We start from the raw sequence: 25,355 nt of genomic DNA on the forward strand, positions 1-25,355 counted from the left end.
CGAGGCGGCATAGGATATCAACCGTATTCCAGATTCCAGGACGCCGGGCCGACTCACTTCGGATCGGGCGCTACACCAACTTTCTCGACATTACCCAAGTTGGACGTGCGCGAATCGCGCAGAGCTGGTAGTAAAGGGGCCATTTCATGGCTGAGCCTCTCGGTGGGCAGCCAATAGGGCCCGGAGGCAGCTCCAGGCCAGCACTCCGCACATGTTTTGTTGGGGGTTCTTTTACGGGAACCCCAGTCAACAACAGCGAACTTTCTGGGGAATGTTGGGGAGGGGGAGGAGTAACTGACTGTTAGGGCGTTGGTCATTGGCGGCGTCCCGCCCGCGCTTCGTTGGCTATGCTTGATGCGGCAACTCCGGCATGAGGCCGTCCTGCGCTTCATCGAGGCTCGGCATCGAGGCCTTCTAGGAAACGTCCGCGAGGCTCTGCTCAGGTCAATCTTTGCATGGGCGTATTCTTCGATTATGCAGCCAGGGTGATTCTCGTCTGGTAAAACTGGCCGCGAAGTGATTATCACTCGACGTGTCTCAAGTGACTCATTAGTTTCCACGCGTTTCTCTATCATGCAATCACTACGTCATGCGGTCGCTCGCACGGGTATCATGGTGAAAGCGATTTCAATGACAGGGGTGCTCGTGGTAAAGATGAAAGATGTGGCCGAGCTGGCGGGCGTTTCGAGCGCCGCCGTCTCGCGCTACCTCAACGGTGGATATATCTCGGCGGACAAGGCCGAGCGCATTAAGCAGGCAATCGAGCTGACCGGATACGTGCGATCCAGCCAGGCTCGCGCGCTGCGAACCGGTTCCACCAAGCTCATCGGCGTCATCGTGCCTAAGATCAACTCGGAATCCGTGAGCCGCATTACGGCGGGCATCGGGCAGGTGCTCGGTCGCCGTGGCTACCAGATGCTGCTTGCCAACACCGACAACGCCCCCGATCGCGAGCTCGAATACCTCGATTTATTCCAAAACCATCCGGTCGATGGCATTGTGCTGGTGGCTACTATGATTACTGACGAGCACCGTCGGGCGATTGAGTCGTGCCGCGTGCCCATCGTGCTGATCGGCCAACATGTCGAGGGCGTGGCGTGCGTCTATCACGACGATTACGAGGCTGCCTTTGAGCTGGGCCATGCGCTTGCGGGCCGCGTGGACGGCAAGATCGCCTACATTGGAGTTACCGAAGAGGACCGCGCGGCCGGTTATGACCGCCGTCGCGGTTTTGAGGCCGGCTTGCGCGCCGCGGGTAACCCGCTCGATGCCGCCTTGATTCGCCTGGGCTCGTTTACGCTCGACTCAGGCTATGGTGCAGCACGTGAACTGCTTTCCGTCGCTCCCGATGTTTCGTTTATCGCGTGCGCGACCGATACCATGGCGGCGGGCGCGCTTCGTGCCATCGATGAGGTTCGCGGCGTGGGCGAGGGCATGCATCGCGTAAGCGGTTTTGGCGACAACGCGTTTTTGCGCGCGCTGACGGGCGGTATTCCCACCGTGCACTATGGCTACCTGACCAGTGGCGTCGAGGCGACCAACATGTTGCTCAACACGCTCGATGGCGTGGAGGGGGAGAGCGGTCTAAAGACGCTCAAACTCGGCCATCAGCTTATGAATGTCTAGATTTTGGGCACGTCTGCCTGCCTCTGAGCCCTTATGTTTGTCTCAAAACTACCATTCGCCCGCTATTTCCTACCGTTCACCCTACTATGAAAACGATTACAGACATATGAAACTGAAAACGATTACAGTGTAAGTGTCAAAGATGGCCGGGTGCACGTGCGCCCGTTTGAGGAAAGGGAAGTCATGGACTACCGCAAATCAGCCCAAGAGGTGCTCGACAACATCGGTGGCGCCGGCAACGTTGTTTCGGCCGCACACTGCGCCACGCGTCTGCGCCTGGTTATTGCCGATAACGCCAAGGTCGACAAGGAGGCCCTCGAGAATATCGACGGCGCCAAGGGCGTCTTTGAGGCCCAGAGCCAGCTCCAGATTATTTTTGGTACCGGCACCGTCAACAAGGTCTACGAAGAGTTCATCGCGCTCAGCGGCGTCGAGGCTGCCACCAAGGCCGAGGTCAAGGAGGCCGCGGCTCAGCAGCAGAACATCTTTATGCGTGCCATTAAGGTGCTCGGCGATGTCTTTGTCCCCATCATCCCCGCCATCGTGGCTTCGGGCTTGCTGCTGGGCATTATGAGCGCCCTCAACTTTATGGCCTCCAACGACTTTATCGCGCTCGACACCAATAACTTTATCTACAAGATTGCCGACCTGGTCTCGGGCACGTCCTTTGGCATTCTGCAGATCCTGATCGGCTACTCCGCCGCTAAGGCCTTTGGCGCCAACCCGTATCTGGGCGCTGTCGTCGGCGGTGCGTTCATCAACTCCTCGCTGCAGAGCGCTTACACGGTTGCCTCCGAGGGCGTTCAGACCATGGTCACCGTCATTCCTGGCGTGTACAGCTTTGAGTGGGTCGGCTATCAGGGCCATGTGATCCCCATCGTCATCGCCTGCGCCATTCTGGCCTTCCTCGAGAAGCGCCTGCACAAGATCGTTCCCGAGATGTTCGACCTCTTTGTAACCCCGCTCGTCTCGGTGTTCGTGACCGTGCTCGTGACGCTCGTTGCCGTCGGCCCCATCTTCGTGTGGGCCGAGAACGCCATTCTCGGTCTGATCCAGACCCTGCTGACCCTGCCCTTCGGTATCGGTTCCTTTATCGTCGGCCTGTTCTATGCCCCCACGGTCGTTACCGGTATCCACCAGATGTACACCGCCATCGACCTGGGCCAGCTCGCCCAGTACGGTGTGACCTACTGGCTGCCCATCGCCAGCGCTGCCAACATCGCCCAGGGTGGCGCCGCGCTCGCCGTTGCCTTTAAGACCCGCGATGCCAAGATCAAGGGTCTGGCGCTTCCTTCGGCTCTGTCCGCCTTCATGGGCATTACCGAGCCGGCCATCTTTGGTGTGAACCTGCGCTTCTTTAAGCCCTTCATCGCCGGCTGCATCGGCGGCGGTTGCGGTGCCCTGGTCTGCGCGCTCACTTCGCTCGCCGCTTCCGGCACAGGCGTTACCGGTATCTTCGGTATCTTGCTGTGCCTGGCCCAGCCCGTACAGTACGCGATCATGTTTGCGGTCGCCGCGCTGGTTTCCTTTGCCGTCTCGTTTGTCCTGTACAAGGACGAGCCCAAGGCTTCCGAGCAGGCCTAAGAGCTTTTGATTAAGGGAATGCCCGCGGGCTGTATGCTCGCGGGTGTTTCCAGCATCTGGCGCCGATCTCTGGTGCCTTGTAACTTTCGATCCGTTAGGACTTTGATATGTCTAATGCGCTTGGTCGCGACCTTGCAAAGCTGGTTGCTGCTGTTGACATCGCTGCCTCTGAGTGCGGTCATGGTGCGTATGGCCAGCACTTCCATATTATGCCGCCGGCGGGTTGGCTCAACGACCCCAACGGTCTTTGCCAAGCGGGCGGCGTGTTCCACGCGTACTTCCAGTATGCCCCGTTTGATGTGAACGGCGGCGTAAAGATGTGGGGCCATGCCACAAGCCGCGACCTTATGAACTGGGAATATGTTGGCGCCCCGCTGCTGCCCGACGAGCCGTTCGATTGCCATGGCGTGTATTCGGGCTCCGCGCTTGCCGAGGACGGCCGCATTCGCGTACTGTACACAGGCAACGTTAAACTCTCCGATGCAGACGGCACGTACGACTACGTCAATACTGGCCGCCGCGCCGATACCGTCTATGTGGAGAGCGTTGATGGCCTTGCCGGTCGGGGGTTCAGCCAAAAGCGCGTGGTGCTGGCGTCCGAGGATTATCCCGACGATCTGACCTGCCACGTGCGTGATCCCAAGGTGTGGCGCGATGATGATGGGCGTTACCACATGGTGCTGGGCGCGCGTCGTCGCGTGGACGGGCCGCATGTCGAGAGCCGTTTTTGTGCGATGCACGGCGAAGGTGCCGGGCGCGATGTGGGCGAGATCCTGGTGTATGGCTCGGCCGATATGCTGAGTTGGGAGCTCGAGAGCCGCGTGTCTACGTCCGAGCGTTTTGGCTTTATGTGGGAGTGCCCGGGATACCTTGAGCTTGAGGCGGATGGTGGTGTGCCGGCGAAGTGGCTGTCCTTCTCGCCCCAGGGGCTCGAGGGCGGTCGTTGGGACCGCGGCAATGTGTATGCAGCGGGCTACATGCCTGTAACGGGCGACATTACGGGTGGCAATGACGCTTATGAGCTGGGCGAGTTCCGCCTGTGGGACGCCGGTTTTGACTTCTATGCTCCGCAGGAGTTCACGACCGAGGACGGTCGCCACATTCTGATTGGCTGGATGGGCATGCCCGATGAGCCGACCTATGGCAACGCGCCCACCGTGGCGTGCGGCTGGCAGCACTGCATGACGGTGCCGCGCGAGCTTACAGCCGGTGCCGACGGCGTGGTGCTGCAGCAGCCGGCGCGCGAGATCGGGCGCCATTATGTTTCGGTGCATGTGGGGGATGGCTCGTTGGAGGTTGCCGGCGATACCTGCTTTGACGTTGTTGCCAACGGTGTCGATGGCGCGTTTAACGCGACCGTTGATGGCGAGCTGAAACTGGCGTTTGTGCCCGCTGGTGATGAACTGCCCTCGCGCTTTGAGATGCGATTTACCGATGAGGGCCGCGCTTCTGCCGGCTGCGGTCGTACTGTGCGCTGGGAGTCCGTCGACGAGGTTCGTAACGTGTGCATTGTTGGCGATGTCTCGTCGGTCGAGGTGTTTGTGAACGATGGTGCGCTCGTGTTTTCGACGCGCATCTATCCCGAGGCCTATGGCGTGACCGTTGACGCTCCGGGCGCGAACGTGACCTATCACGCGCTCAACATCTAGGCGATTCGTCGCATATCGGCGCTATACTGCAGCCGTTGCCCACGATGCGGGAAACATCCGCATCGTGGTTTTTTGTTTATGAAGGGGCGGTGCCGTGTGGATGTGCAACAGCTAGAAGAGGCCTGGGCTTTGGGGTCCAGTGCGCGTGAGTCGCGTCTTGTTGCGGCCTCGCATGTGCCGGCGGCGCTGCTTCTGTTGGGGATTGTACGTCCCGGCGATCGCCTGGTTGCGTTTGCCGATGACTTTGCCGAAGCGTTTGCACGAGGCTTTGATACCTGCGACGTTGTGCTCGTGGAAGAGCCGTCGGTTGCGGCGTTTACCGCCGCGTCTGAGGGCTTTGATGCTTCGTTTGATGCCGAGGTGCCGCACCTTTGGTGGTTCGTCAACTCCATCGGCGGGTTTGGTCTTCGCGTGCCCGATCTCCGCGCTCTGGGTCGCGCGGCTCGCGAGGCACGTGCGCTGCTCGTGGTGGATAACACCGTGGCTTCCATCGTTGGCTGCGATCCGCTGCGTTTGGGTGCTGTGCTGTCCCTCGAAGCGCTCGACCGCGTGTGCGCCGGTGAGGCTCCGCGCAAGTTGGTTGCCGTATCGGTCGCGCGCTCGCAGCTCAAGCGCCATCGCGTGGATGCCGCGGCTGAGTGCGCGCATGCCCTGCTTGAGGACTGTGGCTTGGCCAAGCTTGATTTGCCTGCTGACGAGGCCGGTGTATTGGAGCGCGGGCTGGACTCGCTCGACGCCCGCATGCAGGCTCACTTCGACCGCGCACGTGCACTGGCCGAGTATTTGGCTGCCAATGAGATGGTGCGCGACGTGCGCTATCCCGGACTGAACTCGCATCCCGACCATGCGGTTGCAACGGGAATCCTCGAGCACGGCTTTGGTCCGGCAGTTGAGTTTGACCTTATCGAGCGTAGTACAGGTGAGCTGTTCGACGCTTTGCCGGGGGAGTTCCGCGCATCGCCCGCCGGCGGCGCGACGACTCGCCTTTCGGCCCCACGCGGCAAGCAGGGGAGCACCATCCGCCTCTTCGCCGGCACCGACAACCCCCTAGTCGTAGCTGCTAATCTCGATAACGCCCTAAGATGATTTAATAAGTTGCGGTGAAATATGGATTGATTTACGGCTTTAACAGCATAAACAGTCCCTATTTCACCGCAACTTATGAGAAGGGGTTGTGTAGCTAAAAAAGCCCCGTCCCAAATTAGCTACTTTGGTTGATGCTGGCGATGAGGCCGCTGGCTTTGGAGGCGATGATGTCGTTGATTTCTGCCTGCAGGGTTTCGTAGACTTCGATGGCTCGCTCGCCGGCGGGGGTGAGCGTGGATCCGCGGGCTCCGTCGCGCTCGATGAGTTTGCAGCCCAGCTGGCCTTCGGCCTCGTTCACGATGCGCCAGGCCTTGGAATACGCCATGCCCATGCTCTTGGCGGCGCGATTGAGCGAGTGCTCGCGGGCAATACCCTGCAGCAGCAGGACGCAGCCATGACCAAACACGCCCGGCAGATCTTTGTCACACGCTTGAATGACCAACTTTGCCGTCGTCTTGTACTCCATACGCTCCACGTCTCCCCGCTAAAGTGTTTGCTGGGCAAACGCAAAGCCTGCGTCAAACCCTCGTGTGCTCTTCTTAAATCATGCATTGTAGCAGTCAAAGTGCGTTAAGATACTTCCCCAGTATTGGGCGCCCAAGGTTGGGCTGGGTCCTACGAGGCCTGCAGCCGACCGGTCGCATGGAAAAAGGAGAAACATGGCTACGTTCTTTCCCGGTGAGTCCCACACGTTTTCGGAGTATCTGCTGGTCCCTGGTTATTCGTCCTCGCAGTGCATCCCCAACAACGTCTCTCTTAAGACGCCGCTGACCCGCTTTAAGCGCGGTGAGAAGCCGGCAATCACCCTGAACATTCCCATGGTTTCCGCCATCATGCAGTCCGTCTCGGGTGTCGACATGGGTGTCGCGCTCGCTACCGAGGGTGGCCTGTCCTTCATTTACGGTTCCCAGAGCGCCGAGTCCGAGGCCGCTATGGTCAAGGCCGTCAAGGATCACAAGGCCGGTTTCGTTCAGTCCGATTCCACGCTGACCCCCGACATGACCATGGAGCAGGTCATCGAGCTCAAGGAGAAGACCGGTCACTCCACCATGCCGGTTACTGACGACGGCACTCCCAAGGGTAAGCTCCTGGGCATCGTCACCAGCCGTGACTATCGCCCCAGTCGCGATGACCACCAGACGAAGGTCTCCGAGTTCATGACCCCGCGTGAGCAGCTCATCGTGGGTGACAAGAACATCAGCCTCAAGGTTGCCAACGACGTTATCTGGGACAACAAGCTCAACGCCCTGCCCATCGTCGACGATAACGATCACCTCATGGGCATTGTGTTCCGCAAGGACTACGACAGTCACAAGACTAACCCCAACGAGCTGCTCGATAACGACAAGCGCTACATGGTCGGCGCCGGTATCAACACCCGCGACTATGCCGAGCGCGTGCCGCTGCTCATCGAGGCCGGTGCCGATGTCCTGTGCATCGACTCCTCCGAGGGCTTCAGCGAGTGGCAGAAGCGCACCATCGAGTGGATCCGCGCCAACTACGGCGAGGACGTCAAGGTCGGTGCCGGTAACGTTGTCGACGCCGAGGGCTTCCGCTTCCTGGCCGACTGCGGTGCCGACTTCATCAAGGTCGGTATCGGCGGCGGTTCCATCTGCATCACCCGCGAGACCAAGGGCATCGGTCGTGGCCAGGCCACCGCGCTGATCGACGTCTGCCGCGCCCGTGACGAGTACTACGAGGAGACCGGCGTCTACGTGCCCGTGTGCTCCGACGGCGGTATCGTCTACGACTACCACATGACGCTTGCCCTTGCCATGGGTGCCGACTTTATGATGCTGGGCCGTTACTTCGCCCGCTTTGACGAGAGCCCGACTGAGCGCGTCAACGTCAACGGCCAGTACATGAAGGGGTACTGGGGCGAGGGTTCTGCGCGTGCTCGCAATTGGCAGCGCTACGACCTGGGCGGCGCCGCGAAGCTCAGCTTCGTCGAGGGCGTCGACTCCTACGTCCCGTACGCCGGATCCCTCAAGGACGGCGTGGGCGGCACGCTCTACAAGGTTAAGTCCACGATGTGCAACTGCGGCGCCCTCTCGATCCCCGAGCTCCAGGAAAAGGCACGCCTGACCCTGGTGAGCTCGACCTCGATCGTCGAAGGCGGCGCCCACGATGTAGTCGTGAAGGATTCTCAGCAGTCCGTATCTTATCGATAAGGTAAGAGTCTCACATAAAGGTTGAGTTTCAACCACGTTATTTAGATAAAGCGAGATGCCCGCAAGTCGCAGGCATCTCGCTTGTCGTATTTGCTATCATCAGTCAAGTTAACCTTAGGGTCGGGCGGCTTGGCTTTGTTCGCTACAAGTTCCGCACGCAAAGAAGAGCACTTAATGTGCTCTTCGTCTTGCGCAGGACTGTCCGCAGTAGCGAATAAAGCCAAGCCGCCCGACCCCAGCTAAGATTAAAGGAGCTGATATGTGCGATTGCACAGATCATAAGGACGAGATCCCTGCCTACGACGCGCAGGCCATTGAGTCCAAGTGGATGAAGGCCTGGGAGGACTCCAACCTCTTTGCCGTCGACACCGACGAGAGCAAGCCCAAGAAGTATGTGCTCGAGATGTTCCCGTATCCGTCGGGCGACCTGCACATGGGCCACGCGCGCAACTATACCATCGGCGATGCCATGGCCCGTCAGGCCCGCATGCGCGGCTACGACGTGCTGCACCCCATCGGCTTTGACGCCTTTGGCCTGCCTGCCGAGAACGCCGCCATCAAGCACAACACGCAGGCTGCCGCCTGGACGTATAAGAACATGGACCAGGCGCTCGCCACGATGAAGCGCATGGGCTTCTCCTACGATCTGGATCGCATGGTCAAGACCTGCAGCCCCGATTATTACCGCTGGGGCCAGTGGATCTTTGAGAAGATGTGGGAAAAGGGCCTGGTCTACCGCAAGAAGAATCCGGTCAACTGGTGCCCCACCTGCAAGACCGTTCTGGCCAACGAGCAGGTTACCGAGGGCAAGTGCTGGCGCTGCGGCACCGAGCCCGAGAAACGCGACCTTGAGCAGTGGTACTACAAGATTACCGAGTACTCTCAGGAGCTGCTCGACGACCTGGAGAAGCTCCCCGGCTGGCCCGAGCGCGTCAAGCAGATGCAGGCCAACTGGATCGGTCGCTCCGAGGGCGCCGAGGTCGACTTTACCCTGTGCGACAAGGACGGCGAGCCCATCGAGGGCGACGAGGGTAAGATCACCGTCTTTACCACGCGAGCCGATACCCTTTTTGGTGTCTCCTTCTTTGTCCTGGCTCCCGAGTACGCCGGCCTGCACGAGCTCGTCGAGGGCACGGAGTACGAGGAGGCCGTCACCAAGATCGTCGAGGACTCCAAGCATATCTCTGCCGTCGAGCGTGCCCAGGGCACTCTCGAGAAGCACGGTGCCTTTACGGGCCGCTATGTGGTAAACCCCGTCAACGGCGAGAAGGTCCCCGTGTGGGTTGCCGATTATGTCGTCGCCGACTACGGTACCGGTGCCGTCATGGCCGTTCCCTGTGGCGACCAGCGCGACTTTGAGTTTGCCCGTAAGTACGACCTGCCGATCGTGCCGATTATCCTGGACGATGACGATCGCGCTGCCGTCGAGGCCAGCGGCGAGACCATCGATACCTTCCATGCCGAGACCGTCGACTGGGATTGCGCTCACGCTGCCGAGGGCACCCTCGTCCAGTCCGGCAAGTACACCGGCATGCGCGGCGGCAAGCACTCCGAGGGCGAGGCTGCCATCGTGGCCGACCTCGAGGCCATGGGCTGCGGCCGTCGCAAGGTCGAGTTCCGCCTGCGCGACTGGCTCATCAGCCGTCAACGCTATTGGGGCAACCCCATCCCGGCCATCCACTGCGAGCACTGCGGCATCGTGCCCGTGCCTGAGGATCAGCTGCCGGTGACGCTGCCCGAGAACCTGGACCTGGGCGCCGGCGAGACCCTCGCCGAGTGCAAGGACTTCTACGAGACCACCTGCCCGGTCTGCGGCCGCCCGGCTAAGCGCGAGACCGATACCATGGACACGTTCACCTGCTCCAGCTGGTATTACCTGCGCTATACCGACCCGCACAACACCGAGCTGCCCTTCTCCCGCGAGGCAGCCGACCGTTGGATGCCCGTCGATAACTACATCGGTGGCATCGAGCACGCCATTCTGCACCTGCTCTACAGCCGCTTCTTTACCAAGGCGCTGCGCGACCTGGGTCTGCTGAGTGTTGACGAGCCCTTCACCAACCTGCTGTGCCAGGGCATGGTCAAGGACGAGAACGGCGACACCATGTCCAAGTCCAAAGGCAACGTCGTGCCCCCGAGCTCGGTTATCGAGCCCTACGGCGCCGACACCATGCGTCTGGCGATCCTGTTTATCGCCCCGCCCGAGAAGGACTTCGACTGGGATCCCAAGGCCGTCGAGGGCGCCAACCGCTTTATCAAGCGCGCCTGGCGTATCGTGTGGCAGCTCGTCCAGTCGGGTGACGCCAACGTGGCCTTCGACAAGTCCGTGCTCGGCGAGACCGCGATGAAGCTCTACCGTGAGCGTCACCGCACCATCGCCAAGTGCACCGAGGACTTCGATCGCGGCCAGTTCAACACCGCGATCTCGGCCGTCATGGAGCTCGTCAACGCGGCGAGCGCCTACCTCAATGCCACTGAGGGTACCGCTCGCGACAAGGCGCTGTGCTACGGCGTGGCCAAGGATATCGTGAGCGTCCTTGCCCCCATCTGCCCGTTCTGGGCCGACGAGCTGTGGCACGAGGCACTCGGCTGCGAGGGTAACGCCTACACCGCCGCCTGGCCCGAGTTCGACCTGGCCGAGTCCGTTGAGGACACGGTGCAGATCGTGGTCCAGGTGCTCGGTAAGGTCCGCGGTCGTGTCGACGTTGCCCGCGATGCCTCCAATGAGGATATGCAGGCTGCCGCCGAGGCCGCCGTCGCCAAGTGGCTCGAGGGCAAGACGGTCGTCAAGGCCATCTGCGTGCCCGGCAAGCTGGTCAACCTGGTGGTCAAGTAAGCACTGCGCGCTTAACTGACGCATAAAAGACGAGGGGCGATCCGGTTGGGTAGTCCCTCGTTTTGCATGTACCTGCCTAGGTGCCTTCGGTCAATTGTCCTATTCTTGTGGAGAAGCTGTGCGCACGCTGACCTGCAGATTCGTACTGTGCTTGCACGTTTCTGCAGCTATTGGTATAGTTTGCTTGCAAATGAAGTTGTAATTGAAAGAAGTGGGGTTTCGGCCCCGCTTCTTTTTTGTATGGATGGAGGTGCCGCAATGGTCAAGACCAAGACCGAGCAGGCGATCATCGACGCGCTCGAGGCCGTCGCTCCCCAGCACGATGTCGATATTGTCGACGTTGAGCTCGTGGGCGCCACCAAGGCCCCCTGCGTGCGTGTGCGTATCGAGGGTGCCGAGGGTCAGAGCCTGTCGCTCAACGACGTCACGGCCAACACCAAGTGGGTCGGCGATGTGATTGAGGAGCTCGACCCTATCTCTTCGAGCTATACGCTCGAGGTGTCGAGCCCGGGCATGGCGCGTCCGCTGCGCCGCCCGTGCGACTTTGCCCGCTTTGTGGGCGAGAACTGTGAGCTCACCTCCACCGCCACCGAGGGCTGTCGCAAGTACGCCGGCAAGATTGCCGCCGCCACCGAGACGAACGTGACCCTCGAGCTCGAGGACGGCGAGTCCGTTACCCTCGATTTCTCTGATGTTAAAAAGTGCAAGTTGAAGCCCACCTACGACTTCAAGCCCGCGAAGGAAGGAAAGTAAGATGGCAGCATCCGACATGATGTCCGCCCTGATGGAGCTTTGCCAGGAGAAGCACATCGACCAGCTCTACCTGATCGACCGCCTGGAGCAGTCGCTTGCCAAGAGCTATGCCGAGATCCTGCATCTTGAGTGGGGCGCCAAGGTGACCATCGACCGCACCACCGGCAAGATCTACGTCTACCGCCTGGAGCCGATCGACGATTCCATGGACGAGGAGGGCAACTTCACCGAGTTTGAGGAGATCGACGTCACCCCCAAGAATACGAGCCGCATCGCTGCCCAGCACGCCAAGGCCGAGATCAACGCCATCGTGCGTAACTCCGCCCGCGAGCAGATCTACGAGGAGTTCTCCGGCCGCATCGGTGACCTCATCAGCGGTACCGTGCTGCAGTCCACGCCCGACTTCACGATCGTCAAGATCCGCGAGGGCGTCGAGGCCGAGCTGCCGCACTTCGACCAGCGCCGTTACGAGAACGAGCGCAACGAGCGTCCGATGGGCGAGCGCTACCTGCACAACCAGCACATCAAGGCCGTGATCATCGACGTTCGCGACCCCAACTCCAACCTGCAGCCGGTTCGTGGCGAGCACAGCCGTCCGCCGATTGTCATCTCCCGTACCCACCCCGAGCTCATGCGTCGTCTGTTTGAGCAGGAGGTGCCCGAGATCTATGAGGGCACCGTTCAGATCAAGTCGATCGCCCGCGAGCCCGGCCAGCGCTCCAAGGTCGCCGTCCACTCGCTCGACGACCGTCTGGATCCCGTGGGCGCCTGCGTCGGCCCCAAGGGCAGCCGTGTTCGCGCTGTCGTGGGCGAGCTCCGTGGCGAGCGCGTCGACGTCATCCTGTGGGATGCCGATCCTGCCGTCTACGTCGCCAACGCCCTGTCGCCCGCCAAGGTCACTCGCGTCCTCATTGACGAGGAGAAGGCCTACGCCGGCGTCATCGTGCCCGACGACCAGCTGTCCCTCGCCATCGGCAAGGAGGGCCAGAACGCCCGCCTCGCCGCGCGCCTGACCGGCTGGCACATCGACATTAAGTCCGAGACCCTTGCCGCCGACATCCTCAAGAACGTTCCCGTTCACGAGGAGCCCGCCGCCGACCTGATCGGTGACGAGGAGGACGAGGACGTCCGCCGCTGCGAGTACGTGTCCGAGGACGGCATCCAGTGCCGCAACCAGGCTCGTCCCGGCTCCCGTTTCTGCGGTGTCCACGACACCGACGCCTTCGATGATGCGGAGGACCTGATCTAGCGCGCGGTCGCGCCGGGTGGGTCCTGGCGCGTCTCTCACGCTCGTTCAGTCTCTAGGCACCCAAGGTGCCAGAAAGGGTAGGTGAAGTCATATGGCAAAAGTCCGTGTGTCCACCCTGGCCAAAGAGTTCGGCATGACCTCCAAGGAACTGATGGGTCATCTCGCCGATATGAAGATTCCCGCTAAGTCCGCTTCCTCCACCTTGGAGGACGCCTATGTCGCTATGGTCCGCAAGCAGCTCGCCTCGGTGATCGAAGCCCGCGCTCAGGAAGTCGAGGCCGCTAAGCAGGCCGAGGAGCAGGCAGCTGCCGCCGAGGAGGCCGCTCGCGCCGCCGAGGCCGAGCGCGAGCGCATCGCCGCCGAGAAGGCCCGCGAGGAGGAGCGTCGCCAGTTTGCCGCAGCCCAGGCTGCCGAGGAGGCTGCCCGCGCCGAGGCCGAGGCCAAGAAGAAGGCCGAGCAGGAGCGCCTTGCCCGCGAGAAGGAGGAGGCTGCCCGCGAGGCCCAGCGCCGCGCCGTTCCCGCTTCCGACTCCGGTTCGCGCTTCCGTTCGCTGCTTGACCAGATCGCCGCACAGGAGACTGTGCTCAAGGAGAAGAAGGACGCCGAGGACAAGGCCAAGGCCGAGCGCGCCGCCGAGCGCGGTAACCGTCGTGGCGGCAACAACGACCGCCGCGGTGGCCGTCGTAACGATCGTAACGCATCCGACAACAACTCCGAGCGCAACGCCTCCGAGAGCCGTTCGCACAGCCATCGCACCAACGCCAGCAACAACGTCGCTGCCGGCATGGACTTCCCCAACCCCGATAAGCAGGGTAAGGGCAAGAAGCGTAAGGGCGGTCACAACAACGAAGAGGACCACTACAGCCGTATGGCTCGCGAGGCCGAGGAGTACAGCCGCGAGAAGGTGCTCGAGGAGGCTCGTGCCGCCGTCGAGGAGGCCTCTCGCGAGTCCACCGGTCGCCGCAAGAAGCGCAAGGAGAAGCGCGAGCGCGAGGCTGCCAAGGCTCAGGAGGAGCGCAAGATAGAGGAGGCGCTGGCCCAGGGCGTGAACCCCGAGGACCTCGACGCCATCAAGGTCTCCCAGGGCGTTACCGTCCAGGAGCTCGCCGAGGCGCTCGACGTTCCCGCCAACGACATCATCAAGCGCCTTTTCCTGCTGGGTACGCCGCTCACCATGACGCAGTCCATGTCCGACGACCTTGTCGAGCTCGTTGCCGACGACCTGGGCCGTCAGATTAAGATCATCACCCCCGAGGAGGAGAACACCTTCTCGTTCTACGACGATCCCGCCGACCTTAAGCCGCGCGCCCCGGTCGTCACCGTCATGGGCCACGTCGACCACGGCAAGACGTCGCTGCTCGACGCCATCCGTCACACCGGCGTTGCTGCCGGCGAGGCGGGCGGCATTACGCAGGCCATCGGCGCTTCGCAGGTCATGATCAACGACCGCAAGATCACCTTCATCGATACCCCGGGTCATGCCACCTTTACGGCCATGCGTGCCCGTGGTGCCAAGGTGACCGACATCGTCATCCTGATCGTCGCCGCCGACGACGGCGTCATGCCCCAGACGGTCGAGTCGATCAACCACGCCAAGGCCGCCGGCGTTCCCATCGTCGTCGCCGTCAACAAGATCGATAAGCCCGGCGCCAACCCCGACCGCGTGCGCCAGGAGCTCACCGAGTACGGCGTCATCCCCGAGGAGTGGGGCGGACAGAACATGTTCGTCAACATCTCGGCCAAGCAGAAGATCGGCATTGATGACCTTCTGGAGACCGTGCTGCTCCAGGCAGACGTGCTCGAGCTCAAGGCTAACCCGGACACCTTTGCCTCCGGCAACGTCCTCGAGGCCAAGCTCGACAAGGGCCGCGGCTCGGTCGCTACCGTGCTCGTGACCCGCGGTACCCTGCACGTGGGCGATACGCTGGTCGCTGGCCTCACCTACGGCCGCGTCCGCGCCATGCTCGACCCCAAGGGTCGCGCCGTCACCGAGGCCGGTCCTTCCGACGCTGTCGAGATCCTGGGCCTGCAGTCCGTGCCCAACGCCGGCGACGAGTTCCGCGTGTTCGAGGATGAGCGCGAGGCTCGCGCCCTTGCCGACGAGCGTTCGCTCAAGGCCCGTATCGAGGAGCAGAGCCGCGTCAAGCACGTCACGCTCGAGAACCTCTTCGAGACCATTGCCGACGCCGAGGTCAAGGAGCTCAACCTGATCATCAAGGCAGACGTCCAGGGTTCCATCGAGGCCCTTCAGGACTCGCTCGACAAGATGGATCAGTCCGAGGTTCGCATCAACACGATCCACTCCGCTGTCGGCGCCATCAACGAGACCGACGTCGTCCTGGCCGACGCCTCCAACGCCATCATCATCGGCTTTGGCGTCCGTCCCGACGGTAAGGCCCGCTCCGCTGCCGAGCGCGAGGGCGTCGAGATCCGTTGCTACGACGTTATCTACAAGTGCCTCGAGGAGCTCGACGCCGCCCGTATCGGCATGCTCAAGCCCACCGAGGTCGAGGTCGCCACGGGTACCGCGACCGTCCTGGACACCTTCAAGGTGCCCAAAGTCGGTATCGCCGCCGGTGTCCGCGTCGAGGAGGGCGAGATCGCCGCGACCGATTCCGTGCGTCTGGTGCGCGACGGTATCGTGGTCTTCAACGGCAAGATCGCCTCGATGCGCCACTACAAGGACGAGGCCAAGAGCCTCAAGAGCGGTTCCGAGGGCGGCATTGGCCTGGAGAACTTCCAGGACATCAAGCCCGGCGACCAGATCGAGGGTTACCGCATCGACCAGGTTGCCCGTACCGAGTAGGGGGTAGCGCTATGAAGCAAACGCAGGCAACCCGCCGTCTGGGCGAGCAGCTTCGCGAGAAGCTCGGTTATATCCTGCTCTTTGAGGTTTCCGATCCGCGTCTCGACCTGGTTACTTTGACCGCGGTCGAGGTCGTGGTGGACCGTTCGTTCGCGCGTGTGTACGTGTCGTGCGATGCGAGCCGCTACGACGAGGTCATGGAGGCGCTCGCAAGCGCCAAGGGCCGCATTCGTAGCCTGTTGGCTCGCTCGCTCGATTGGCGTGTCACGCCCGAGCTCGATTTTCGCATCGATCGCTCGACCGATGAGGCCGAGCGCATCACGCGTGCGCTGGAAAACGTTCCCGCCACGCTTGCGATCGAAAAGGACGAGGACGGCTATCCGATAGCGGATGCCGCCCAGGAGGCAGCTTTAGATGACTAATTCCGCCGACCTCGCCTCGTGCGAGTCTGCAGATATTCAGCGACGCATCCTCGAGCTCATCGAGGGTGCGTCCTCCATTGCGATTTCGGGACATACTTCTCCCGATGGCGACGCCTTGGGCTCCGTATTGGGTCTGGGCCTTTCGCTCATGAAGTTTTTCCCCAACAAGGACATTGCGCTGCTGCTGGCAGACGATGACCCGGTTCCGCGTATCTACCGCTTTATGGAAGGCTCCGATCGCCTGGTGCCGGCATCTGCGTACGCCGGCAATCCTGACCTGTTCATCTCGGTGGACGTACCGGTCGTCGAGCGCCTCAATAATTCTGCCGAGGTGCTTCGTCGCTCCAAGCATGTGGTGTGCTTCGATCATCATCCGGCGCGCGAGGAGTTTGCCGAGCTCAGTCTGAGGCGCGTCGATGCCGCGGCCTGCGCCATGATCATCGACCGTTTCTTGGACAATTGCGGCATTGTCGCACGTGATGGCGTTGCGACCTGCCTGCTGTGTGGCTTGGTTACCGATACCGGCCGTTTTCAGTACCAAAACGCCGATGCCGCCGCGTTCCATGCGGCCTCGCGTCTGGTTGCCCACGGTGCCGATCCGGCGCGCGTTGCGCTCGAGGTATACCAGAGCATGCGCGTTGAGTTTTTGCACCTCAAGTCCATCGTTATGGGCCGCATCAAGACGGTGGCCCACGGGCGTGTCGCGTATAGCTACGCGTACCAGAGTGACCTTGAGGCTTGCGGTGTCACCTCGGATGAGTGCGACGGTCTGGTCGATGTGGTGCGTTCGGTGATGGGCGTCGAGGTCTGCCTGTTCTTAAAGGGCATCGACGGCGATACCAAGGTGCGCGGCAACCTGCGCTCCAAGGGTGACCTCGATGTGTCCGAGATCGCTGCCAACTTTGGCGGTGGCGGGCATCATGCCGCCGCCGGCTTTTCCAACAACGGAACAATTCGCGAGACGCTCGCCGTGGCACTTCCCATGCTGGCCGAGCTGGTGGGGGAGGATCCCGCTTCGGTGACCGTCGAGCTTTAACTTTTTGGATGGTACATGGCTCGTCGTACGCCTTCTCAACTGAATATGCTGCTCGCCGTCGATAAGCCGGTGGGCTGCACGTCCCACGATGTGGTCTCGCAATGCCGACGCGCCCTCCATGAGCGGCGCGTCGGCCATGCCGGCACGCTCGACCCCATGGCATCCGGCGTCATGGTGGTGGGCGTGGGCCAGGCTACTCGTCTGCTGGGCATGCTAACCCTCGATACCAAAAGCTATGTCGCCGACATCTCGTTTGGCGCCGAGACCAATACCGATGATGCGGAGGGCGAGGCGGTCCGCACGGTGGTTGTTGCCAACGAGCTCCGCGATCCTGCCTATGCTCGTGAGCGCTTGGCCGCCATGCTGGGCCCGCAGATGCAGGTGCCGCCGGCGTTTTCTGCTATCTCGGTCAATGGCGTTCGCGCCTACAAGTCTGCTCGCGAGGGCAATGCGGTGGACCTACCTCCGCGCCCCGTCGAGGTCTATGCCGCCGACCTGATCGCCGTGGGCGGCGAAGGTGATACGTGTGTGTGGACCGTGGCGTTCTCGGTGAGCAAGGGCACCTATATCCGTGCGCTCGCTCGCGACCTGGGCCACGCTTGCGATAGCGCCGCGCATATTTCCGCGCTGCGCCGCACGGCTTCCGGTGTTGTTTCCATTGGCGCTTGTCATGCGGTCGAGGAGCTTTCTCCCGAGTCCGCGGCTGGCTTTGCCCTGGATCCCATTGCGGCCCTGGGCGCCACACGTGTTGACTTGCCGGGCAATCTTGCCGACGACCTGCTCTGCGGCCGACGCATTCCCGTTGAGCGTGCGCTTGCCGATTTCGATTCCTCGAAGGCACCGTTTGCGTTGGTGCTCGATGGGGGACTCAAGGCGCTCGCCCGCATTGAGGGCGGCCGCTTTGTCATGGAGCACGTGTTTCCGCAGGCAATCGGCGGTGTTCGATGATGTTGTCCGCTCACGAGCTCGCGCGTGTCTTTTTCGCGGGCGAGTCGGACGAGGCTCGCATCGTTGCTGCCGATACGTTTGATGAGTGTGAGCACTTGGGTGCCGCTTCAATCGCCATTGGCGTGTTCGACGGCGTTCACCGTGGACACCAGGAACTCATCGAAGCGCTTGTCCGTGATGCCCGTGCCCATGGCTGTAAGGCGGTCGTGGTTACCTTCGATCCCGACCCGGACGTTGTGGTGAGCCCTTCGCCCGCTCAAAAATTGATGACGACGGCCGACCGTCTGCATGCCTTGGCTCAAACCGGGGTCGATGCGGTGGTGGCCGTTCCCTTTACGCCTGAGGTTGCGGCGCTTGACCATGTTGATTTTCTCTCGCTGGTGTCGCGTCTGGTCGACATTCGATCGATTCGCGTTGGCAGTGACTTTAGGCTGGGTCGTGGCGGTGCTTCTGGTGTTGCCGAGATGCGCTCCTGGGGTTCCGAGCACGGCGTTGACGTGTATGGTCACGACCTGCTTTGCGAGGGCGGTGAGGCCATTTGCGCCACCCGCATTCGTCATGAGCTGGGACAGGGCCATGTGGAGCTTGCTGCTGGGTTACTCGGCCGTCCGTATATGGTGCGTGGCGGTGTTATTCGCGGCCGTCACGAGGGTTCTGGCATGGGCTTTCCCACGGCAAACTTGCAGGTTCCCGACGGCATTCAGGTGCCAGCCGATGGCGTGTATGAGGGTCTGGTGCTGGTCGATGACACCGCGTGGCCCGCTGCTGTGAACGTCGGCCTGCCGCCAACGTATGCTGACGATGCGGCATCTGCGCATCTCGAGGCTAATTTAATTGGTTATACGGGCGACCTGTACGGCGCTTCCGTTTCGCTGGCGTTTACGCGCTGGCTGCGTCCCTCGCGTGTGTTCGATTCGCTGGATGAGTTGATCGCGACCGTCGAGGGTAATATCGAGGATATTCGTCACAACTTGGGCGATCAGGGGGTGAGCATCCGTGATTAGCGATGAGGAAAAAGACCAGGTACGCGCTGCGTCTGACCTGGTTGCCATCGTGCAGGAAACGGTCGAGCTCAAGCCTCGCGGCCATGAGTTTTGGGGATGCTGCCCCTTCCATGGCGAGAAGACGCCGTCCTTCCACATTATCCCCGCCACGCAGGTGTGGCATTGCTTTGGTTGCGGCGAGGGTGGCGACGTTTTCACGTATATCATGAAGCGCGAGAACCTGAGCTTTCCCGAGTCAATCCGTTACTTGGCCGATCGCGCGGGTATTGAGCTGCATGACACCGGAGATCGCCGCGAGCGCGGCACCAAGCGTGCCCGCATCTACGATCTGTGCGCCGAGACCGCCCAGTTCTACCACACCATGCTCATGCGCGGTAAGGACGGCCGTCCGCGCGAGTACTTTGCCAGCCGCGGCATGGGCGGCGACGTCTGCCGCCGCTACTGCCTGGGCTTTGCACCGGGCCGTAACGCGCTGGTGTCGCACCTGTCCCAGGCGGGTTTTACCCCGCAGGAGATGATCGACGCCAACGTTGCCGTGAGTCGCGGGCGCGGGCAGCTTGCCGACCGCTTTTACGACCGCGTGATGTTCCCCATCTTTGACGAGCAGGGTCACAACATTGCCTTTGGCGGTCGCATTATGGGCGACGGCCAGCCTAAGTATCTCAACACCGCCGAGACGAGCGTGTTTCATAAAAAGCGAAACCTCTACGGCTTTAATTGGGCCAAGGAGTTTATCGTCGCGCAGGATACCGCCATCGTGGTAGAGGGCTATACCGATTGCATCGCCTGCTGGGAGGCGGGGATTAAAAACGTTGTCGCCACGCTGGGCACCGCCCTTACGGAGCACCACGTCAAGACGCTCACTCGCTTTGCCAAGCGCATCGTGTATATGTTCGACGGCGATGCAGCGGGCCAGAAGGCCGCCCGTCGCGCGATTCAGTTTATCGAGCAGGATTCCATGGACCTGCGCTGCGTGGTGCTCCCCGACGGCAACGACCCCATGGAGTTCATCACCGCACATGGTGGCGAGGCACTGCAGACGCGCATCGACGCTGCCGAGCCGCTTATGGACTTTGTTTACCGTTCGCTGCAGGAGTCGAGCGACATCACCACGCCGGGCGGTCGCGCCAAGGCGCTGGAGGATGCGCTGACGCTTATCTATCCGTTGCGCAACAGCTATATGATCGACACGTACTTTATCCAGATTGCCGACCTGTTGGGTTTGGATCTGGAGACCGTGCGTGCGAGCTCGGGCCGTGTGTTTCGCGATGTCGCCAAGCGCGAGGATGCGGAACGACGTCGTGAGCAGAACTATGAGCGCCAGCGGGCACAGGCTGAGTGGTCCGGTAGCGCGGGCGGTCGGGCGTCGGGTTCTCGCGATGCCGGTCGCGGTGCTTGGGTATCGGGCGCGACGCCGCCTGTGTCCGCGCCGGTCGAAGAAGAGCCGTACGACTACGTCCCGCTCGATGCCTATGGTGCTGCACCAGTGGAGGTCGTTGACGACTTGCCGCCGATTGATGTGCCTGACGGTATGTGCTCTGCGCCCGCCGGTGTTCCGGCGGGCGCCTCGGCCCCTATGGTTCTTACCGATCTTGAGCGCAAGTCCTTGGCAGGGGAGCGCGAACTGTTGACCATGCTCACGAGCTACCCCGACCTGTTCCGCACGTATGCCGACCGCATCTGCTCCATCGAGTGGGTTGACCCACGTCACGAGTCCATCGCATGGGCCGTTCTGGCAACGCCGCCGGGAACCGATCCTGCAGCCTGCATGGATGCGGCGCGCTCAGTGTGTCCCGATGCGGCAACGCTTGTGAGTGCCGGGCGCATCTCGGCGACGAGCAAGCACCCCACCGAGACGAACATCGTGTTTATGCTCGATACGCTCGAGCTCTACACCATCAAGCGTCGCATGCGTGCCGCACAGGCCAAGCTGCGCCAGGACCGTTCGCTTGATGATGAGGCCCGTCGTGCGCTGACCGTGCAGGCCGCGCAGGACTCGCAGCGTCAGCGCGAACTGCAAAAGTCAATCGGCGGCGTGGCGGACCCGTTCCGTTTGATCGGCCTGGAGGCCGCAGGCACCGAACAAGCCTAGATGTTGTGGTCAACCAGCGTATTCTCGCCTATATCCAGCCCTCTTTTTGGGTATAGACGTCAATGTGTGTGCTAAAGTATTGAGTCCTGTGGACTATGAAGGGAGAATCTGTGCCAAAAAAGACTGAGAGCACGGGTACTGGGCTGGAATCCTACGTTGCAAAGCTCATGGGCAACGGCTCAAACAGGACTTCGGTAACCGAGGACGAGATTCAGGTCGCCCTGAAGGATATCGATGTTTCTGACGAGCAGCTCACCGCGGTGTATTCCGCGCTGCGCAACAGCGGCATCCAGATTATCTCCGCGAGCGGTAACGACGACGCCCCCATGGACGTCGACGATGACGATAACGATACCGATACCGACGATTTCGATGACGACGACGAGCACGATTCCGGCTCGCTCGACGATCACGAGCTCAAGATGGCCCGCCAGGCCGATGCCGAGATGGGTTCTTCCAAGAGCAAGAAGAAGCGCACCGTGCGGACGTCCCGTTCGCGTTCGCGCGTGCGCGGCATCGATGCCTCCACGGTGATGCTGACCGGCGATCCGGTCCGTATGTACCTCAAGGAGATCGGCAAGGTCGACCTGCTGACCGCCTCCGAAGAGGTCGATCTGGCTATGAAGATTGAGGCCGGTCTTGAGGCCACCGAGAAGCTCGAGGCTGCCGATGCTGGTGAGCTCGAACTCACGCGTGCCGAGATGCGTCGTCTTACGCGCATTGAGAACGTGGGCCTCGAAGCCAAGCAGGCGCTCATCAGTGCAAACCTGCGTCTGGTCGTCTCCATCGCCAAGCGCTATGTTGGTCGCGGCATGCTGTTCCTGGACCTGATCCAGGAGGGCAACCTCGGTCTGATCCGCGCCGTCGAGAAGTTCGACTACCAGAAGGGCTTTAAGTTCTCCACGTACGCCACGTGGTGGATCCGTCAGGCTATTACGCGCGCTATCGCCGACCAGGCCCGTACCATCCGTATTCCCGTGCACATGGTCGAGACCATCAATAAACTCGTCCGCGTGCAGCGCCAGCTTCTTCAGGACCTTGGTCGCGACCCGACCCCCGAGGAGATCGGTGCCGAGATGGACATGAGCGCCGACCGCGTCCGCGAGATCCAGAAGATCTCGCAGGAGCCTGTGTCGCTCGAGACCCCCATCGGCGAGGAAGAGGATTCCCAACTGGGCGACTTCATCGAGGACTCCCAGGCTATCGTTCCGCCCGATGCGGCCAGCTTCTCCATGCTGCAGGAGCAGCTCACCCAGGTGCTCGATTCGCTTGCCGATCGTGAGCGCAAGGTTATCGAGCTGCGCTTTGGCCTTGTCGACGGACATCCCCGCACGCTCGAGGAAGTCGGCCGCGAGTTTGGCGTCACGCGCGAGCGCATCCGCCAGATCGAGTCCAAGACTCTGGCCAAGCTTCGCCACCCCAGTCGCTCCAGCAAGCTGAAGGACTATATCGAGAGCTAGTCAAGCAAGAAGCGCCCTCAAGCACATCCGCTTGAGGGCGCTTTCATGTAGTCGTTGGGGACGTTCTTGAATGACTGGTCGTTTAAGAACGTCCCCAATGACTAAAGAACGTCCCCAACGACTAGGTCGGAAAATTTCTTAAAAAAGTTCTTGCCCTAAGCTGATTCGTCCGTATAATAAACTTCGTTGCTTGAGAGCACGCACCTATTCCTCGGTAGCTCAATGGTAGAGCACGCGGCTGTTAACCGCGCTGTTGTAGGTTCGAGTCCTACCCGGGGAGCCAGAATTTTCCAGCCCTTTCCGTTGGGCTTTAAATTCCTCGGTAGCTCAATGGTAGAGCACGCGGCTGTTAACCGCGCTGTTGTAGGTTCGAGTCCTACCCGGGGAGCCAGGTTGTAAAACCCGTCGCTTATGCGGCGGGTTTTTTCATGCCGCGATCGCCGTTCGCGAACGTTACCGTATCAACATTTCGTGTCGAGGATGTAATCCCGAGGCCCGCCACCTCAACATGGCGCGGTCGTTGTAGAATATTGCAATGATTGCTCCCACGACATGGTGCCGCGAGCACCAAGAAAAGGAGATTCTTGTGTCTGAGACCATTAACGGCAGCCTGAGCGTCTCGAACGACGTTATTGCCGATATTGCCGGTTATGCCGCGATGACGTGCTATGGCGTCGTCGGTATGGCTGAGCAGCTCCAGGGCGCCGAGAGCGTGCGCCTGCTTGCCGGTCAGCGCCTCCGCAAGGGCGTGCTTGTCTCCGCCGACGAGAACGGCCTTACGGTCGATCTTCACGTCGTGCTCGAGAACGGCGTCAACATGAAGTCCGTCTGCCACAATCTTTCGAGTTCCGTTGCCTTCACTCTGCAGGAGATCGCCCAGATCGATCCCGCCAGCCTTAAGATCGGCATCCACATCGACGCGCTCAAGAGCCGTCTGAACTAGCATCCGAAAACGGAGATTCAAATACCCATGATTGCAAAGACCATTCGCACCTGTTTTCCGATCGCTGCGGCTGCTGTTTCCGACAAGGCCGAGGAGATCAACAAGCTCAACGTCTTCCCCGTACCCGACGGCGACACCGGTACCAACATGTCGCTCACGCTTGCCTCGGTGACCAAGGAGCTCTCCGCTCTTCCTGCCGACGCCGACATGGAAGCCATCGCCGGCGCCATCACCCACGGCTCCCTGATGGGTGCCCGCGGTAACTCTGGCGTTATCACGTCGCAGATTCTGCGCGGCGTGGCCGAGGGTCTTGTCTCCGCCGACGAGCCCATTACGTCCGCCAACATCGCCTTCGCCTTCCGTCGTGCCGTCAAGGTTGCCTTCCAGGCTGTCCGTAAGCCCATCGAGGGCACGATCCTCACGGTGCTGCGCGATGTCTCGACCAAGGCTGATGAGTGCGAGAAGAAGAAGTTCTCGGCCGAGGACGCGCTCGACGCCATCGTCGTCGAGGCCTACCAGTCCGTCGCTCGTACGCCCGACCTGCTGCCCGTTCTGAAGGAGAACGGCGTGGTCGACTCCGGCGCCTTTGGCTTTGCCATTTTCCTCGAGAACTTTGTGGCTGCAGCACTTGGCCGCAGTACCGTTGTCGAGGATTTCTCCGCTACGTTTGATTCCGCCGGCTCTGCCCGCGATGCTGCTCTTGGCCGTGTTGAGATCGAGGCCAACGACGATTGGGAGGGCTCGGAGTTCCGCTACTGCAACGAGTTCCTGTTTAAGGCCGACGCCCCGTTTGACGAGGACGAGTGCCTTAAGTTCTTGGGCTCCATGGGCGACTGCGAGCTGCTCGTGGGTGCCTACCCCGATTACAAAATCCATGTGCACTCCAACACCCCCAACCTGGTGCTCGAGCACATGCTGCAGCTTGGTCAGATCTACGAGGTCTTTATCCACAACATGGAGATGGAGGCCCACGACCGTACCGCCAAGATCCACGAGGATCAGGAAAAGGCCGCCGAGCCCGCCAAGGCGCTGGGCTTTGTCGCCGTTGCCGCCGGTTCCGGCGAGGCCGACATCCTCAAGTCCCTCGGCGTCGACGTGATCGTGTCCGGTGGCCAGACTATGAATCCCTCGACCGCCGACCTGCTGGGCGCGGTGGACCAGGTCAACGCGACCTCGGTCATCATCTTGCCCAACAACGGCAACATCCGCATGGCTGCCGAGGCTGCCGCCTCTGCCTGCACGGACAAGAAGGTCGCCGTCGTTCCCACTAAAACCGTCCCGCAGGCGTTCTCCGCGCTGTTCGCGGTCCTGCCCGATTCCGAGCTCGAGGACGCCGTTGCCGCTATGGTCGACGCCATCAGCGAGGTTCGCGATGGCGAGGTTACCCGCGCCGTGCGCGATTCCAGCGCCTCTGACGGCTCTCCCATTCACTCCGGTGACGTCATGGGCATCATTGCCGGCTCCATCGATGTGGTCGGCTCCGACGTGAAGCAGGTCACGCTCGACTGCATCAACCGCATGCAGGAGGAAGAGGAGGGCGACGCGCTGACGATTCTGGCCGGCGAGGAGCTGTCCGATGAGGCCTTCCAGGAGATTGTCGACGCTATCGAGGAGGCTCAGCCCGATTTGGAGATCGACGCCCATCGTGGCGAGCAGCCGCTCTATCCCGTGATCTTCTCGATCGAGTAGG

At 61.5% G+C, this 25,355-nt stretch carries 18 protein-coding genes and 2 tRNA genes; 19 read left to right on the plus strand and 1 reads right to left on the minus strand.

Going from position 1 to position 25,355, the window contains the following annotated elements:
• Window positions 1–654: 654 nt before the first annotated feature.
• The 4 genes from ARB25_RS05185 (at window position 655) to ARB25_RS05200 (ending at window position 5,945) form a co-directional block, all read left to right on the plus strand.
• The gene (locus ARB25_RS05185) at window positions 655–1,626 is read left to right on the plus strand and encodes a LacI family DNA-binding transcriptional regulator (protein ID WP_253276058.1); all 972 of its coding nucleotides are present in this window, start codon (window positions 655–657) and stop codon (window positions 1,624–1,626) included.
• 183 nt (window positions 1,627–1,809) lie between these two features.
• Window positions 1,810–3,210 carry a PTS transporter subunit EIIC gene (locus ARB25_RS05190; RefSeq protein WP_055286362.1) on the plus strand — a complete coding sequence of 467 codons (1,401 nt, stop codon included), beginning with the start codon at window positions 1,810–1,812 and terminating at the stop codon, window positions 3,208–3,210.
• 107 nt (window positions 3,211–3,317) lie between these two features.
• A complete protein-coding gene (locus ARB25_RS05195) occupies window positions 3,318–4,859 on the plus strand; it encodes a glycoside hydrolase family 32 protein (protein WP_055286364.1) in 1,542 nt (513 codons plus the stop codon).
• A gap of 96 nt (window positions 4,860–4,955) precedes the next feature.
• Window positions 4,956–5,945 (plus strand): PLP-dependent transferase, encoded by a 990-nt coding sequence (locus ARB25_RS05200; RefSeq protein WP_055286366.1) that lies wholly within the window; start codon window positions 4,956–4,958, stop codon window positions 5,943–5,945.
• Between the two features lie 115 nt (window positions 5,946–6,060).
• Here the strand turns inward: ARB25_RS05200 and ARB25_RS05205 are convergent, their stop codons facing one another.
• Window positions 6,061–6,411 (minus strand): winged helix-turn-helix domain-containing protein, encoded by a 351-nt coding sequence (locus ARB25_RS05205; protein ID WP_055286368.1) that lies wholly within the window; start codon window positions 6,409–6,411, stop codon window positions 6,061–6,063.
• A 193-nt stretch (window positions 6,412–6,604) separates the two neighbouring features.
• Here ARB25_RS05205 and ARB25_RS05210 point away from each other — a divergent pair, with 193 nt between their 5' ends.
• The 15 genes from ARB25_RS05210 to ARB25_RS05280 all read left to right on the plus strand — a co-directional run bounded on the left by ARB25_RS05210 (window position 6,605) and on the right by ARB25_RS05280 (window position 25,354).
• Window positions 6,605–8,116, plus strand: coding sequence for an IMP dehydrogenase (locus ARB25_RS05210; protein ID WP_055286370.1), 1,512 nt, complete (start codon window positions 6,605–6,607; stop codon window positions 8,114–8,116).
• A gap of 259 nt (window positions 8,117–8,375) precedes the next feature.
• Window positions 8,376–10,952, plus strand: coding sequence for a leucine--tRNA ligase (leuS, locus tag ARB25_RS05215; protein WP_055286372.1), 2,577 nt, complete (start codon window positions 8,376–8,378; stop codon window positions 10,950–10,952).
• Between the two features lie 258 nt (window positions 10,953–11,210).
• On the plus strand, window positions 11,211–11,705 hold the full coding sequence (gene rimP, locus ARB25_RS05220; protein ID WP_055286374.1) for a ribosome maturation factor RimP: 495 nt from the start codon (window positions 11,211–11,213) through the stop codon (window positions 11,703–11,705).
• Window position 11,706: 1 nt separating this feature from the next.
• The gene (gene nusA, locus ARB25_RS05225) at window positions 11,707–12,954 is read left to right on the plus strand and encodes a transcription termination factor NusA (RefSeq protein WP_006234042.1); all 1,248 of its coding nucleotides are present in this window, start codon (window positions 11,707–11,709) and stop codon (window positions 12,952–12,954) included.
• Between the two features lie 91 nt (window positions 12,955–13,045).
• The gene (infB, locus tag ARB25_RS05230; RefSeq protein ID WP_055286376.1) at window positions 13,046–15,760 is read left to right on the plus strand and encodes a translation initiation factor IF-2; all 2,715 of its coding nucleotides are present in this window, start codon (window positions 13,046–13,048) and stop codon (window positions 15,758–15,760) included.
• A gap of 11 nt (window positions 15,761–15,771) precedes the next feature.
• The gene (gene rbfA, locus ARB25_RS05235) at window positions 15,772–16,182 is read left to right on the plus strand and encodes a 30S ribosome-binding factor RbfA (RefSeq protein ID WP_055286378.1); all 411 of its coding nucleotides are present in this window, start codon (window positions 15,772–15,774) and stop codon (window positions 16,180–16,182) included.
• Entirely contained in the window at window positions 16,175–17,218 is a 1,044-nt protein-coding gene (locus ARB25_RS05240; protein ID WP_055286380.1) for a DHH family phosphoesterase, read from the plus strand. The genes rbfA and ARB25_RS05240 overlap by 8 nt, the downstream gene beginning before the upstream one ends.
• A gap of 15 nt (window positions 17,219–17,233) precedes the next feature.
• Window positions 17,234–18,166, plus strand: coding sequence for a tRNA pseudouridine(55) synthase TruB (gene truB, locus ARB25_RS05245; protein ID WP_055286382.1), 933 nt, complete (start codon window positions 17,234–17,236; stop codon window positions 18,164–18,166).
• Window positions 18,163–19,170: a riboflavin biosynthesis protein RibF gene (gene ribF / locus ARB25_RS05250; protein ID WP_055286384.1), complete on the plus strand. Its 1,008-nt coding sequence runs from the start codon at window positions 18,163–18,165 to the stop codon at window positions 19,168–19,170. Before truB ends, ribF begins: the two co-directional genes overlap by 4 nt.
• On the plus strand, window positions 19,163–21,262 hold the full coding sequence (dnaG, locus tag ARB25_RS05255) for a DNA primase (protein WP_055286386.1): 2,100 nt from the start codon (window positions 19,163–19,165) through the stop codon (window positions 21,260–21,262). The genes ribF and dnaG overlap by 8 nt, the downstream gene beginning before the upstream one ends.
• 110 nt (window positions 21,263–21,372) lie before the next feature.
• Window positions 21,373–22,722 (plus strand): RNA polymerase sigma factor RpoD, encoded by a 1,350-nt coding sequence (gene rpoD / locus ARB25_RS05260; RefSeq protein WP_055286388.1) that lies wholly within the window; start codon window positions 21,373–21,375, stop codon window positions 22,720–22,722.
• A gap of 208 nt (window positions 22,723–22,930) precedes the next feature.
• Window positions 22,931–23,005 (plus strand) — tRNA-Asn (locus ARB25_RS05265).
• 33 nt (window positions 23,006–23,038) lie between these two features.
• Window positions 23,039–23,113: transfer RNA gene (locus ARB25_RS05270), tRNA-Asn, on the plus strand.
• Window positions 23,114–23,308: 195 nt separating this feature from the next.
• On the plus strand, window positions 23,309–23,665 hold the full coding sequence (locus ARB25_RS05275; protein ID WP_022093773.1) for an Asp23/Gls24 family envelope stress response protein: 357 nt from the start codon (window positions 23,309–23,311) through the stop codon (window positions 23,663–23,665).
• Between the two features lie 27 nt (window positions 23,666–23,692).
• Entirely contained in the window at window positions 23,693–25,354 is a 1,662-nt protein-coding gene (locus tag ARB25_RS05280; protein WP_006234030.1) for a DAK2 domain-containing protein, read from the plus strand.
• Window position 25,355 lies beyond the last annotated feature (1 nt).

The sequence above is a fragment of the Collinsella aerofaciens genome, assembly GCF_001405375.1.
In the GTDB taxonomy this organism is placed as follows: domain Bacteria; phylum Actinomycetota; class Coriobacteriia; order Coriobacteriales; family Coriobacteriaceae; genus Collinsella; species Collinsella aerofaciens_F.

Excerpts from the sequence above, each read along its gene's own strand:
- ARB25_RS05185 (WP_253276058.1), top strand. The coding sequence starts at position 655 with ATGAAAGATGTGGCCGAGCTGGCGGGCGTTTCGAGCGCCGCCGTCTCG.
- ARB25_RS05190 (WP_055286362.1), top strand. The coding sequence starts at position 1,810 with ATGGACTACCGCAAATCAGCCCAAGAGGTGCTCGACAACATCGGTGGC.
- ARB25_RS05195 (WP_055286364.1), top strand. The coding sequence starts at position 3,318 with ATGTCTAATGCGCTTGGTCGCGACCTTGCAAAGCTGGTTGCTGCTGTT.
- ARB25_RS05205 (WP_055286368.1), bottom strand. The coding sequence starts at position 6,411 with ATGGAGTACAAGACGACGGCAAAGTTGGTCATTCAAGCGTGTGACAAA.
- ARB25_RS05210 (WP_055286370.1), top strand. The coding sequence starts at position 6,605 with ATGGCTACGTTCTTTCCCGGTGAGTCCCACACGTTTTCGGAGTATCTG.
- leuS (WP_055286372.1), top strand. The coding sequence starts at position 8,376 with ATGTGCGATTGCACAGATCATAAGGACGAGATCCCTGCCTACGACGCG.
- rimP (WP_055286374.1), top strand. The coding sequence starts at position 11,211 with ATGGTCAAGACCAAGACCGAGCAGGCGATCATCGACGCGCTCGAGGCC.
- nusA (WP_006234042.1), top strand. The coding sequence starts at position 11,707 with ATGGCAGCATCCGACATGATGTCCGCCCTGATGGAGCTTTGCCAGGAG.
- infB (WP_055286376.1), top strand. The coding sequence starts at position 13,046 with ATGGCAAAAGTCCGTGTGTCCACCCTGGCCAAAGAGTTCGGCATGACC.
- rbfA (WP_055286378.1), top strand. The coding sequence starts at position 15,772 with ATGAAGCAAACGCAGGCAACCCGCCGTCTGGGCGAGCAGCTTCGCGAG.
- ARB25_RS05240 (WP_055286380.1), top strand. The coding sequence starts at position 16,175 with ATGACTAATTCCGCCGACCTCGCCTCGTGCGAGTCTGCAGATATTCAG.
- truB (WP_055286382.1), top strand. The coding sequence starts at position 17,234 with ATGGCTCGTCGTACGCCTTCTCAACTGAATATGCTGCTCGCCGTCGAT.
- ribF (WP_055286384.1), top strand. The coding sequence starts at position 18,163 with ATGATGTTGTCCGCTCACGAGCTCGCGCGTGTCTTTTTCGCGGGCGAG.
- ARB25_RS05280 (WP_006234030.1), top strand. The coding sequence starts at position 23,693 with ATGATTGCAAAGACCATTCGCACCTGTTTTCCGATCGCTGCGGCTGCT.